Origin of the sequence: Leptolyngbya sp. FACHB-8 (assembly GCF_014695575.1) — a bacterium.
In the GTDB taxonomy this organism is placed as follows: domain Bacteria; phylum Cyanobacteriota; class Cyanobacteriia; order Elainellales; family Elainellaceae; genus Vacuolonema.
On sequence record NZ_JACJOO010000068.1, the window covers coordinates 61,283 to 74,907 of the forward strand.

General features: G+C 51.0%; 11 protein-coding genes. 5 read left to right on the forward strand and 6 right to left on the reverse strand.

What is annotated here, in order from left to right; genetic code table 11:
* Positions 1–643: 643 nt before the first annotated feature.
* Complete coding sequence (locus tag H6F91_RS18265) at positions 644–1,645, forward strand: decaprenyl-phosphate phosphoribosyltransferase (RefSeq protein ID WP_190773337.1); 1,002 nt, start codon at positions 644–646, stop codon at positions 1,643–1,645.
* Positions 1,646–1,666: 21 nt separating this feature from the next.
* On the forward strand, positions 1,667–2,281 hold the full coding sequence (locus H6F91_RS18270; RefSeq protein WP_190773336.1) for a YqeG family HAD IIIA-type phosphatase: 615 nt from the start codon (positions 1,667–1,669) through the stop codon (positions 2,279–2,281).
* 175 nt (positions 2,282–2,456) lie between these two features.
* On the opposite strand, the gene H6F91_RS18275 is transcribed toward H6F91_RS18270, so the two are convergent.
* Positions 2,457–2,762 carry a DUF3493 domain-containing protein gene (locus H6F91_RS18275; protein ID WP_190773335.1) on the reverse strand — a complete coding sequence of 102 codons (306 nt, stop codon included), beginning with the start codon at positions 2,760–2,762 and terminating at the stop codon, positions 2,457–2,459.
* Between the two features lie 88 nt (positions 2,763–2,850).
* Positions 2,851–4,479: a serine/threonine-protein kinase gene (locus tag H6F91_RS18280; RefSeq protein WP_190773334.1), complete on the reverse strand. Its 1,629-nt coding sequence runs from the start codon at positions 4,477–4,479 to the stop codon at positions 2,851–2,853.
* A gap of 1,583 nt (positions 4,480–6,062) precedes the next feature.
* Here H6F91_RS18280 and pheT point away from each other — a divergent pair.
* Together pheT and H6F91_RS18290 are read left to right on the forward strand one after the other, a co-directional pair.
* Positions 6,063–8,522 carry a phenylalanine--tRNA ligase subunit beta gene (gene pheT, locus H6F91_RS18285; protein ID WP_190773333.1) on the forward strand — a complete coding sequence of 820 codons (2,460 nt, stop codon included), beginning with the start codon at positions 6,063–6,065 and terminating at the stop codon, positions 8,520–8,522.
* A gap of 398 nt (positions 8,523–8,920) precedes the next feature.
* On the forward strand, positions 8,921–9,121 hold the full coding sequence (locus tag H6F91_RS18290) for a hypothetical protein (RefSeq protein WP_190773332.1): 201 nt from the start codon (positions 8,921–8,923) through the stop codon (positions 9,119–9,121).
* A gap of 117 nt (positions 9,122–9,238) precedes the next feature.
* Here H6F91_RS18290 and H6F91_RS18295 read toward each other — a convergent pair whose 3' ends face one another.
* Entirely contained in the window at positions 9,239–9,787 is a 549-nt protein-coding gene (locus H6F91_RS18295) for an alpha/beta hydrolase (RefSeq protein WP_190773331.1), read from the reverse strand.
* A 510-nt stretch (positions 9,788–10,297) separates the two neighbouring features.
* On the opposite strand from H6F91_RS18295, the gene mazG reads away from it, so the two are divergent.
* Complete coding sequence (gene mazG / locus H6F91_RS18300) at positions 10,298–11,134, forward strand: nucleoside triphosphate pyrophosphohydrolase (protein ID WP_190773330.1); 837 nt, start codon at positions 10,298–10,300, stop codon at positions 11,132–11,134.
* Positions 11,135–11,205: 71 nt separating this feature from the next.
* On the opposite strand, the gene H6F91_RS18305 is transcribed toward mazG, so the two are convergent.
* The 3 genes from H6F91_RS18305 to H6F91_RS18315 all read right to left on the reverse strand — a co-directional run bounded on the left by H6F91_RS18305 (position 11,206) and on the right by H6F91_RS18315 (position 13,459).
* A complete protein-coding gene (locus H6F91_RS18305; protein ID WP_190773329.1) occupies positions 11,206–12,096 on the reverse strand; it encodes a hypothetical protein in 891 nt (296 codons plus the stop codon).
* Positions 12,097–12,248: 152 nt separating this feature from the next.
* Entirely contained in the window at positions 12,249–12,947 is a 699-nt protein-coding gene (locus H6F91_RS18310) for a hypothetical protein (protein ID WP_242035862.1), read from the reverse strand.
* A complete protein-coding gene (locus H6F91_RS18315; RefSeq protein WP_347280059.1) occupies positions 12,938–13,459 on the reverse strand; it encodes a peptidoglycan-binding protein in 522 nt (173 codons plus the stop codon). The genes H6F91_RS18310 and H6F91_RS18315 overlap by 10 nt, the downstream gene beginning before the upstream one ends.
* Between the last annotated feature and the right edge of the window lie 166 nt (positions 13,460–13,625).

The window sequence follows — 13,625 nt, forward strand, 5'->3', positions numbered from 1 at the left end:
CAGCGAACCAAACAACAGGCACTAACGCCAACATTTAGAACACTCTTCATCTAACGGCAGATATTGGATACTCACTACCCGCTAAAACGGTTTGATGCATCGTAAGCAGCCTATTTTTTATTGTCAATAGTTTTTTAGATGTGCTTTATAAGGAATTCACAATAAAAATTCAGAATGATTGTGTTTTAAGGGACTACAAAAACAATTTGCATATCGACCAGTAACATCACAAACACCCTTAAATTTTCTATGTTTGAGCGTTACCATCTAAGATTTTGTATCAAAAACAACTTAATCATCTTTTTGCTTGAATTTTAGAATGAACTATTTCATTAAAACCAGCAGTAAAACTTTGTACGTATTGCGCAAACCCTTTGTCTTACAAAGCTTTCGACTCAACCGGATCTTCTTGCAATACCACCTCATCTCTAAGTAAAAAGTTCTGTTGGCAACAAATTAGCGCCTTAAAAACTTTCCTTAAAAGGATATAGAAGCTACTTTTTTATGCATAGGACGAACTAAAAAGTAACCATTTTTTCCCTCACCTGTTTTTGAAGATTACATGAAGCTGCGCAATACCGTTGGATCTCTTTCGGGGAAATTACGTAGGCTATTGAGCAAACAAAACAGGGGGTTCCGACCTATGGTTTCCTCAAAACCTAAAGGTTCGCTGCCGAGTTCAGAAGATCCTCAACCAAGTCACAAGAAGGTCTATGCCTCTGGTATCTGGGTGGCTTATCTCAAGGCGCTCAGACCACGCCAATGGACTAAAAACCTCATTATCTTTGCCGCTCCTTTGTTTGCCTTTGCAATTAATTGGCGAACCATTTCTGGAAGCCTTCTCGCATTTACCCTCTTTTGTTGCATCTCAAGTAGCTTTTATCTGATTAACGACCTGATGGATGTCGAAGCTGATCGTCGGCATCCCGTCAAATGCAAACGCCCTATTGCCGCTGGCTTAATCAGCATTCCTACCGCCATCACCATGGCCATTCTTTTGATGGGCGGAGCGTTGCTGGTTGGCGGTCTCTACACACCTATGCTCTCGGTGGTGCTGGCCTGCTATGCCGTTTTGCAGGTGGCCTACAATCTGCGGCTGAAGCACACCGTTGTGTTGGATGTGATTGCGATCGCCAGCGGCTTCGTTTTACGGGCCTTAGCAGGAGGGGTTGCAACGAGCATCACCCTCTCCTCCTGGTTCCTGCTCTGTACTGCCATGTTGGCCTTGTTTCTTGCAATTGAGAAGCGCAAGGCCGAGATGCGATTGGCGGTTGCCAAGGGTGGCAGTTCCCGTGCTGTACTGCGCCGCTACTCCCTATTTCTGTTGCAGCGAATGGAAGGTGTTGTAACCGCCGGGGCCATTCTTACCTACACTCTCTGGAGTTCTGGCCCTGAAGTGGGAGGTGCATCGACATCCTGGATGTTGCTCACCGTACCCTTTGTTCTCTACGGCATTTTCCGGTATCAGTTTCTCAGTGACCCTAAGGAAATCCGGCGGCGGCAACGGCTTGAGGGCAGCATTTCTGCCCGTACCGAGCGCCCTGACGAGGTTTTACTGAGTGATCTGCCAATTCTACTGACCGTTGTTTCCTGGATTGTGGTTACAACGGGAATTTTAGCCCTTGCCAAAATGGGTGTTCTTTAACCAGTTCCCAATACCATCCTTATGCGTCTCTTTCGTCCTTTTCGTAACGCGAGTTGCGCAGGTATCCCATACCGTTTTTTCCAGCGGCCTACGCTGGCTACCAGCACGCCAAGTTTTGCCCCAACGGTCGCAGACATCGACATTAACGATCTCGTCCGCTCTGGAATTCAGGGCATCATTCTAGACTTGGATAACACTATTGTGACTGAGGACGATCGCTACCTCTCCCCGGGTATTGAGAATTGGATTCAACTGGCTAAACAACGAGGGCTGCGCTTTTGCATCCTCTCCAATGGCAAGCGCCGCCACCGCATCAATTACTGGATGCTGCGCTTAGACATACCGGCCCTTAGCCCAGCGCGTAAACCTCTGCCCTGGGGCTTCTGGAAAGCTCTTAAGCAGATGGGGCTTCGATCTCGGGCTGTTGTGGTGATTGGGGACAGCCTTCACACCGATTTGATTGGAGCCTGGTTTGTAGGGTGCCGTACCATTCAGGTCGCCTCCCTACCCCACGATCCCCACTGGTGGGAAACCTTGGCCGGGCAATGGCTGCACGTGCCCTACCCCACCCCAGAACAGCTTCAGGCCATTGAGGTTGACTTTAGTGCAGCACCCCCATCCCTGAAAGCATCCTGAGCAACGCTAAAAGTCAAAAGGCACCAGCCTCTAAACGATGCTGGTGCCCTTTATTTATAGAGAGAGGTAAAAGTCAGGGTCTTTATAAAGGATGACCCCGTATTAACTTTTTATAGATTGCAGCAATTTGTGAACATACTCGCCAGCTTTAATGTTTTCTTCCGTTTTCAGTCGTTCATCGCTCAGAGGTGGCCTTTTCCCGTTCTTTGCGGGCGATCGCTCGATCTACTTTCGCCAACCAGACCATTAGAGCCACAACCCCCACTTGTAGGGCGAAATTAGGAAGCGCCCCCATCACATCTCGACCTGCCAGGATTTGGGCCAGAAACACCAGCCCACCCACAAATCCGGAGAGACCAAACACAAGGTACATAAACATCCGCAAGCCCCGGTAAGGAGCACGAGCTTCTTCCCGCAAACGGGCATACTTTTCAGGAGACAATCTCGCGGAAGAACGTGGAGTCTGAGACGGATCTGCCATAACGTTGGAATTTAAAGGAGCTTATCTAAGCTACCAGGTGTTCCAGGATGAAGCCATGCGATCGCACGGCTTCATCCTGGAATGGGCACTACCAGATGCCACGCTTACCGCTGGGGTGTGTGGTCCCCCAATTCGTCCGAGCCTGGGCCAACTGGGCATCTGTAATCTTCGCCCCGGTGAGGTTAGCTCCACAGAGGTTCGCCCCTCTCAAGTTGGCATTGCTTAGATAGGCATAGCTGAGGTCTGCTCCCCGCAAATCCGCATTCTGAAGATCGGCGTGGCTCAAGTAGGCCCGCGCCAGGTTGGAATCCTTAAGTTGCGCATGGCTCAGCCCAGCTCGTCCAAAATCTGAATTGAACAGGTTGGCTCCCTGTAAATTGATTTTATGCAGGCGAGCCTGGTGGAAGTTTGCCCCCGTCAGAGTAGCCCTGGCCAAATTTAGCGAACTCAAATCATGGAAGGTAAAGTCCCGCCGCCCTTTGGTGTAGGCCAAAACTACATCTTCCGCTGTGAGTTTGGGTTTTGAGTTTCCGCTAGAGTTGTCGCCATTGTTAGGCGGAATGGAATTGCGACGTTCCAGGGTAGTGGTCGTGACACGAGGGGTAGCAGCGGGGCCCCGACGAATAGACCCACCCGTCATACCCGTAGAATCCATCCCATTTTTTTGCTGGCGTGCTCGAATTGCTGCTGCCATGCGGGCCGACGGGGAGGACGGGAAGAGGCTACCACTCAAATCGCCGGACGAAGGAGCACTATCGTTCCGTAGCGAGTTCGAGCGCGCCGCAGGTTTCACCATACTTTGAGCCAGGCTATCCAGATAGGGCTCCAAATCTAACGCCCGCAGCACTTCATTGGCATTCTGGTAGCGATGCCGGACCGACATTTCTAGCATTTTGTGCAGCACGGTCGCGAAATGCTCGCTGACATGCACATGGCGATTCCACATGAGTTCGCCCGTGGTGGGGTCGTAGTCTAAATCCTTCGGTGATTTGCCCGTCAACAAGTAAACACAGGTAACCCCAACCGCATAAATATCACTGGCATAGACCGGACGCATGGACATCTGCTCAGGAGGCGCATAGCCCGGCGTACCGATAGCATAGGCCGTCAAAGCCGTTTGCTCTGAGGCATTGGCTCGGGTAGGGCTGACCTTATCTTTAACAGCGCCAAAATCGATCAGTACTAGTTTTTTATCTTGACTGCGGCGGATCAGGTTGGCGGGTTTGATGTCCCGATGAATCACCTGACTGGAGTGAATGTACTGCAACATCGGCAGCACCTCACTTAAGAACTGCTTCACCCCGGCCTCAGAAAAAGGCCCATTCTTCTTTACTTCCTGCTGCAGGGTTGAGCCACTAATATATTCTTGAACAAGATAAAATTCTTGATTGGATTCAAAATAGTCTAATAGCCGGGGGACCTGTGGGTGGTTACCGATTTTACCCAGGGTCTTTGCCTCTCGTCGGAAGAGGTCACGGGCCATTTGAAGCACGTTAGGAGAAGAGACAGCAGGCCGTAACTGTTTGATAACGCAGTAGGGACTACCGGGCAAAGACTCATCCTTAGCTAGGAAGGTTGCCCCAAACCCTCCGCGACCTAGCTCCTGGAGGACGCGGTAGCGATCGCGTAATAATAGCTTGGATCCACAGGCTTGACATAGCTCTGTGTCGAGCAAGTTCTCAGGGTTGGGACAGGCTGGGTTCAGGCAGTAGCTCATTCGGCTTCACTCTGTATGCTCGATCGCCGGGAGGTCATCTCGTTTCGAAGATTGACACCTTTATCTATGATTATCCTTCTATTAGCAACAGCAGGCCGTGCTGTTCTTTCGGGACATCCGTTGAAGACTTGTTAAAGTTGACCAGGATTTAATTAAAATCCCGATAAAAGCCCATGTTTTCACGGAGTCGACCTGTATCAAAGCATCAACCTTGCATCCCAAACTAAGGGCGAAATCCTTTCAAGAGATAGGCTCTGAGCGGATTTCAGCAAGAAGCACCTTCCGGTCTTTTTTCTAGTGTTCCCAGAGATATACTCAGGATTTGCGCTTCCCTGCGGAATTCGTATCAGGAAAGATACGATGCAACTTTGACTTAAACATTCAAAACAGCCACTCAGATCTTCCCAGTTTTACCTAGGAAAAACAGCGACGTATTGCACTGTCTAACAGAAAAACACCCTCTAGACCAGAGGTTGATGCCCCTCACTGAATACTTTGTATCTAAATTTACTTGAATTTGGCGAAACACGGTATTAAAGGGCATTGGAAGGGTTAATTTGCCGTTGCAGTTAAGTGGAAATTCACGCTTCAAATACTCTCCAGACTAATTATAAACTCTCTGTTCTGTTCTCCAGTAAGCCGGGTAGCTATTCCAGAATTTTTAAGCCTTCTATATCGTTTTTATATTAAACGCCACATCTCCTATACCGCTTCATGTTGGTTTGGTATTGCGTGGCTTGTCAGGAAAACTAAAGACAATATTCTCTCGTAGCAATTTCAGTTATCTAACAGCGCTTTGCGCTTGAATCAGCCACGGTTGTTTTTGTGAGAGCCGCGCTCCATGAGGCTCTCACAAAAACAACCGGATTTTAAGCGATTGAAAAGCGCTGTTAGATATTAGTGGAGTGTGGCAAACGAGGTGTTTCACCCCCCATTACAACCACTGTGTACTATAAGCGGGTGAGAACGCTATAATTCATTTGCTTGCCAACTTTACCCATGTAGGGGTTCCCCCGTCTTATAGGGTGCCTAACGAAAGGCAAAGTCAACTATATTTAGTTTGTCCCTAAAAAACATTGAGGATTCCTAAATAGATCTACTGAGATCTATAGGGAGCTTTGCGCTAGCGTCTCGACCAATCAACAAGTTTTTTAGCTAATAAACCCAGGCTACATTTAGAAGCAGTTTGAAAAGCGATTAAATGGGCAGCGGCTCACTTAATGAAATAGGACACAAACAAGTATCTTTGCTGGGTATGAGCGGGAGTTGAGGGTAATTACTCTCAACTCCCGCTCATACCCAGCAAAGGGTAGTTTCTTGAGAGGATGTCGACCAGCCATTCTTAATTATGAGCTTTAAAGCCTGAAGACTGCTCGCTTGGAACGAGCAGTCTTCAGGCTGGCTTCCAAAATGAGAATTGCTGGATATCGACATGCGAGTGAGATTTGACCTCAACAAAACGATACAATCTTAACGGGTAGGCAAGTACAGGTGCGGTTTTTGGCGCTTTGCACAGGTTCCCCACCCCCTTAACCGGGAGGCCGCCGGAGGCGATTCTCTCAAAATTTCTGGAACGGTTAGACATGCGTATTTCTTTAAACTGGTTGCGAGAACTGGTCGATATCTCCATGACCCCCCAAGAGCTTGCGGAAGCGCTCACCATGGCAGGGTTTGAAGTCGAAGATATTGAAGATCGTCGCACCTGGGCGGATGGAGTCGTCGTGGGGCGAGTTTTAGCCCGTGAGCAACACCCCAATGCCGATCGTCTGAGTGTTTGCCAGGTGGATATTGGAGCCGCAGAGCCGTCCACGATCGTGTGTGGAGCGGCTAATGTCCGGGCGGATATCTACGTGCCTGTCGCGACCGTTGGCACCTACCTGCCCACCATTGACCTAAAAATTCGCCCTCGTAAACTACGGGACGTTCCCTCAGCCGGGATGATCTGCTCTCTGGCCGAGTTGGGATTAGCGAAGGAATCAGACGGGATTCACATTTTTCCTCAGGAAACTTTGACCCCTGGCCAGGATGTACGACCTTTACTGGGTCTGGATGACGTCATTCTAGATTTAACCTCCACCGCGAACCGAGCTGATGCCTTAAGCCTTGTCGGAATTGCCCGGGAGATCGCTGCTATCACGGGAGCCACCCTCAAGTTGCCAGAAATCCCAGCTACGCCACTTCCCGAAGCTGGTAACGATTTGGTTTTAAAGATTGAGGACACCAAAGCCTGCCCCATCTACATCGGTACACTCATCTCAGGGGTGACGATCGCCCCATCTCCTGAATGGCTACAGCGTCGGTTACTGGCCTCTGGCACACGTCCCATCAACAACGTGGTGGATATCACCAACTATGTGTTGCTGGAATGGGGTCAGCCCCTCCATGCCTTTGATGCGGATCGGTTGCGCGCGATCGCCAACACCCAGAACCTCACCATTGGTGTACGCACAGCCCATGCCGGAGAAAGCCTGACCACTCTGGACAGCCAATCTCGGACGCTGACCGACCAGACATTGTTAATTACTGCGGGCGATCGCCCCGTAGCTCTGGCCGGGGTCATGGGTGGCGAAGACAGCGAAGTGCATAGCGGTAGCGTCAACCTGATGCTGGAAGCGGCTTTCTTCGACTCGGTTGCGATCCGTCGGTCGGCTCGGTCTCAAGGATTAAGGACAGAAGCTTCTGCACGTTATGAGCGGGGGGTTAACCCGGCAGAGTTGCTGCTAGCTTGCCGTCGAGCACTGGCTTTAATTAGCGAGTTGGCAGGGGGAACGCCAGATAGCCAGGCGATCGCCGATGCCACCGCTGGACAAGCCTCTACAACCCGCACCATTGAGCTACGTCTAGAGCGTGTGAATGCAGTGTTGGGCCCGGTTGAATTAGGCGACCCCGATGAAGGTGACTCCGTAATCGGCGAACTTCAGGCCGAGGACGTTGAGCGCACACTGACAGCTCTCGGTTGCCAGCTCACTCCCATCACCCCCGATCGCACGATCTGGACAGTAACCGTTCCTCCTTACCGCTACCGCGATTTGGAGCGAGAGATTGACCTGGTCGAAGAAGTAGCCCGACTCTACGGATTCAATAAATTTGTTGATACCCTGCCAAAGGAAACCGAGCCCGGCTATCTGCCGGTAGACCAGGAACTGACCCGGGCTGTTCACCAGGCTTTACGAGCGGTGGGCTTAACAGAAGTGGTGCATTATTCCGTCGGTAAACCCGACGGCGACTCACAGGTTGTGCTGACCAATCCGCTGTTCGCTGAGTACTCCGCCCTACGGCCTGACTTGTTGCAGGGGCTGATTGATGCCTTCCAGTACAACCTGGAGCAAGGGAATGGCCCCCTCAACGCCTATGAGATTGGCCGTGTCTTCTGGCAAGACGAAGATGGCCTGATGGAAGCCGATCGCGTTGCCGGGATTCTGGGCGGCGATGCAAGCCAGGGGCGTTGGGTCCGCAGCGGGCGCGAGCAGCCAATGACCTGGTACGAAGCTAAAGGTGTATTGGAAAGTGTCTTCCGTCGGTTGGGTGTTGAAGTGGAGTATCAACCCGATCGCCGCAATCCTCTTCTACATCCTGGGCGTACCGCGTCCTTATGGGTCGGCGGTGAGCTGTTGGGGCGCTTTGGTCAGTTACATCCTCAAGTACGCCAGGAGCGGGGGTTGCCCGATGAGGTCTATGCTTTCGAGCTGGAGCTAGATCAATTGTTGAATCAGATGGATCAGGAGACGAACTTAACTCCCGTCTTCCAGACTTACTCGTCATTCCCGGCAACCGATCGCGACATTGCTTTCTTTGCACCAACTCAGTTCTCGGTGGCAGAAATTGAGCGTGCGGTAGAACAAGTGGGTAAGCCCCTGCTGGAATCGGTGGAGCTGTTCGATGAGTATCGAGGGGATAAGGTTCCCGCAGGTCAGCACAGTTTGGCCTTCCGGCTAATCTATCGAGCGGGCGATCGCACCCTTACTGATGAGGATGTAGAACCCATCCACCAGAAAGTGCGGGAAGTGCTGGAAGAGAAATTCCAGGCAAACCTTCGCAGTTAAGAGGGGGCTTTAAAGGGTTGAATTTCTGTGCATGATGCACACGAAATTCAACCCCTGCTGGAACTTTTCAACCCTCCTCCACCCAGACATAGGCAAAAGGCAGGTGCTTTGCACCTGCCTTTTGCCTATGTCTGGGTATACGTCCGCTCCCGTCTCAAAAAATATTTCACAAATCATAGAAAAAAGCTGTACAGTTATTTTTCATAAGCTTTATCCACAAAAAAGTGCGATATATAACGCTTTTTCAGCGATCGCAACAGCTTCTTGGGAGAACTCATCTTGTCGGGGGATTGCGAGATGGTGTTTCTTGGCACAGACTTAAGAGACAGTTACGATATCTTAAGGAAGAAGGGCTTTCTGGTTTGACTGGTTTGTCCACACGCAGCTAAAGAGGTTCTATGATTCCTTCCATCACTCCTCAAAACTCTTCTGTGAACGACTCCAACATTTGGCACAATCTAAAGCAAGCGATCGCTGCTAGTTCCGGGTTCCAAACCTGGGAGCAGGAGCGTAACAGTGACGCATCTATTGAAGCGCTTTCCATGGATCAACGCGTGCGTCGTTACCTGCGCGAAACCCTAGAAACGCTAGCTTACTAATTGGCTTAATCTTTATACCTGACACTCAGAGGAATGTGCTGACGGATCGCGACAGCACATTCCTCTTTTGGCGTTCGTTGATATCCCTAAATAATTTTCTATTATACAGGGTTATATCTAACGGGCCAGCCCTTCCAATCGGCCCAAAATATTTAAAACATCTTGGACGGTTTGGCTAGCGCCTTGAATATCGCTGTAAGCATCGGCCAGCCTTTCAACATCTACATACACTTGAGACGTGGGATAGTTCTGCAGAATTTCGAGCAGCGAAAGTTTGTCATTATCGACGGAAGATAGGACGATCGCAGCTCGCATAGCGCCCCGTCCGGCAGAGCGCGGTTCTGGATAAATAACCTCACTCACGCGATCCAACAATGCATCGCCCAGAGGATTGTTCAGTATCCGATCAGCAGCAACACCCTGCATTGGAATTTCCTCCGTCAACAGTTGCCGTACTCTTTCAGGAGATACTTCCGCGCGGTCAAAATAGGAATCGAGTTGGTTTGTCACCTCACCCAGCTGTACCAAAGCTGTCAATTCTTCCACACCCACCGAACGCTGAAATGAGCCATAGGTCAGGACGATCTCTTCAGCCGCGATCGCCCGCCCACCTAGTAAACCTGCCGAACCCACCAGAGCTCCTAACACCAAATTCCACCACTTCATGCGTTTTTTCTCCCCAGTATTTCAGGCCAGCCGCGACGTATAGACGATTAGGTTGTGCTTCAAATGTGTGGTTGGTTGTTGTGGAAGGGGCATTTTGCTCCCCTCCCACAGCAACCAACCACGCCCCTAAGACAGTACCGACGATCTTTTAGACTCAGAAGTTTCAGCTGAGGCAGAGGGCAGAAGAAAAACAGAACCGGGAAAGACAAACCCTTGTAAGCGCTCGAACGCCCAAGACAATGCTTGCATCTTACTGACAAACCTTTGCCCACTCCATCTGTCCTTTGCTCTATAGTTTTTCTCCCACTCTCTACCTTTTTTGCCCTCTGCCTTCTATTCAACAAATACTAAATCGACCTCCATCGGGGATAAGTTCAAGTGCCCGTTTTAGAGTTGTACTCTGCGCACGCCAAAATGAGCTTTTTGGGAGGGCGCACAAAGCGCGTCCCTCAAAAAAGCCCTTAACCCGAACTCAAGTTAAATTAATACTGTTCTACAACGATCGCTCCTATGGCTTACTCAGATACAGTTGAGGCGGAATTGCCTCCCGTGTTGGCAGCGCTGCAACAGTTGATTGCGGTTGTGGCCCAGTTGCGATCGCCCGATGGAGGGTGCCCATGGGACCTGGCGCAAACCCCCCAAACCCTCATTCCTTACGTCATTGAAGAAGCCTACGAAGTGGTAGATGCGATTCGGCAGGAGAACCCGGAGGCGATCGCTGACGAACTGGGCGACCTGCTGCTGCAAGTGGTGCTTCAGGCGCAGATCGCCAGTGAAAGCCAGCAATTTGATCTGGCTACAGTTGCCGATACCATCACCCAAAAACTGATTCGCCGCCATCCTCATGTGTTTGGCGATGTGACCGTCGCCCACATGGATGAGGTGCATCAAAACTGGGAGCAAATTAAAGCCCAGGAAGACCAGGAGAGCCATGGAACCGACAAGCTGGCTCCTCGCCTGAGCCGATATGCGCGATCGCTTCCTCCCCTCACGGCCAGTCTCAAAATCTCCAAGAAGGCCGCTGCCGCCGGTTTCGAGTGGGAGACAGTGGATGGGGTGTGGGAAAAATTTCAGGAAGAGTTGGGGGAGTTTAAGGAGGCGATCGCTCACGAATCTCCTGCCCGTCAGCAAGAAGAACTGGGCGATCTATTGTTTACTATCGTCAATTTGGCACGCTGGCATGGCCTCGACCCCGACGAAGCACTGCAATCCACCAACCAGCGTTTCATCCAGCGGCTCACGTTGATGGAGTCTGTTGCCGATCGCTCCTTGTCAGATTACAGCCTTGACCAACTAGAGGAACTCTGGCAAAAGGCTAAGCAGACATTGAAGAAAGCAGAGAGCTAAGGCGCGTTTTAATCGCTGGAGTGGTTGTTTTTTCGTGCGCTGCGCGCACGAAAAAACAACTTGTCTTGAACTTAAATCTCCGCCACTGCCCGCTCAATTAAGCGACGGGCCAGGGTTTGTGTACCTGTGTGGGAGTAATACTTGACCGTAATATCCAGAAAAGCCCCTACATAGTTCAGCTTATCTTTGGAGATGTCGACGACCCGGATCAGGTTGTCCAGCACTTTTTCCTGAGTCAGGCCGTTGTTGGTAACGAAACCGCTCATCCAGCCTTTAACCGAGTCAAAGCTTTGCCCGATAAAATTCAGTTTGCTTTCGGAATTGTTGCCGGGAATAAGCTCGTTGACGCCTTTGTAGGTCTGATTCTGCTCCAGTTCCTTAGGAGAGGTGCCTTGTAAAGCTGTGGCGGCCTTTTCAATGAACGGGGCACCCAGGGGAATCAAGCCATCAAAGCAGACCAGAGCCGCCATGCGGGTGAGGGACTCACCGCTGTAATCACCCAGAGCTGCCAGGAAGTCGCCAATACTGTCGCCGGGAATGCCGTTGATCTGGCAGAAGGCCACCAGTTCCGTCACCAGTTTGATACTCAGATCAAGACTCTGAGCCTTTTCGGGCTTGGGGGTGAGCTTTTCGACCAGACCACCAAAGAGGGGAATACCGCCACCGGCTTGATTGGCCAGAGCTGCGGCACCCAAAGCACCAGAGGCGCTGTCTACCGTCTCGTAGAGCCACATCGCCCGCTGATAGCCCTGAGATTTATCGTTGTAAAGGTGGACAGCGCGATCGCCAATCTGCTGAATCAAGGCGGCATCAGTCTCGCCCGTCACGGCCTTGACGGTGTTCGTAAACCCCGTCAGGTTTTCCCACTTGCCGGGCACGATTGCATCTAACGACTTGAGCGCCATAACCGTGATACCGCCTGTTGGCAGCTCATCTACATACTGGTAAATGGCTTTGCTCATGGTTGCAAATCTCCTATGCAGATATACAGGACTAATGCTATTTCAAGCCGTTTCTTTGTCTTTCTCCAGGGCAGCAGGGAGACGCAGGCTTGCACCTTGGCGAAGCCACTAAAGGTTTGAGCTGGCCCAACGCCCCATTTATCAGCCCGACACTACTTCAAATTGGAAAGACCCTGCAAGTCAAACTTTTGCAGCCAATCTCGGCGGTCCTGAGGGGCGAAAGACGAGTCGCGGGAGATGACTTTTACCTGGTAGCGATCGCCCACCAAAACACCGGTCTGAGTATTACCAATCTCCAACAGAGGATAGCCAGCCAGCTTTTCAGTACTGGACTTATACTTTTCGGCGGCCGCCGGACTGCTGACGGTATCAGAAATGGAAAGCATAGCGACATCGGTGCCGCCCTGCTTCAACTTCGCTTCAGCAAAGCCTTTTTTCTCTTGAGAAAATACGACGTTGTAGCCTTGCCCAGACGAGGGAAAGAACTTGTTAAACTCACCGCCCTTCTCAGCATCCGCAGATACGGCTGGGGTGGCTCCTCGCTCTGTACTCTCGCGCTGGGCATCTGCATAGGGCGAGTTATCGGTTTGGGCGCATCCCGTTGAGACCAACAGAATCAGCGACAGCAGAAGGGCCGCCAAGGGCTTTCGCCAATTAGGCAATATCATGAACGTCTCCTTCGAGGATGGAATAGGGCCAATCAATCCAGTCGGTAGGCTACAGACCTGATAGGAACTGCGATCGCACAGCCAGCGCCATTTTATAGGACACAGAATTAATCGGCAGTGCGTGGCAATGTTTCGTGATGTTATGCCAGATACATCAAGGACTTCAGCTTGGTTTACCACCATTTATGAAGCGATCGCAACCATCCTGGGTGGGTTTTTACAGCAGCAGGATTTGGCTTCCCTGCTCGTAACAGCGTCCAGGTAACGGGGCACACGGTACCATCCGTCCGCAGGTTGTGACGTTTTTTGAATGTATTCACAGCCTGCTGGGTCTGATCATCAAAAAAGCCGTTGCGATGCACCATAAAATTATGCACCTGCAACAATCCCTGCAGGTCACGCACATCGCGGCCTCGATGTCCTTGCCGTAGGGTACGAATGCCCGCCTTCACCGCCGTCGTTAACATCGCCCAAGTTTCTGGGCCGACCATGCCGTCTACCCGCAACCGATGCTCCCGCTGAAATGCCCGTACCGCTGCTTCTGTACGCCAGCCATACTCACCATCACTCTTGAGAGGATATCCGTGAGCCGACAGTAGTTCTTGTAATTCAGCCACGAACGGACCCGTATCCCAGGGATAAACTCTGGGGTAGGGCTCAGGGCGGGAGGGCACATTCGGCGAGTCATTATTCACAGCCAAGACCATCCATTCCAAAACAAATGACGGAGGCAAGCTGAGTTAAGAAGCCAGTCCAATGCCATTCTGTTCTCACTATTTTATAAAGTAGGACACGCTTCAGGCAGTTGTATGGCGTATAGGACGTCTCAGCCGAAGACTATTACAGCTCATAGACTGTGCT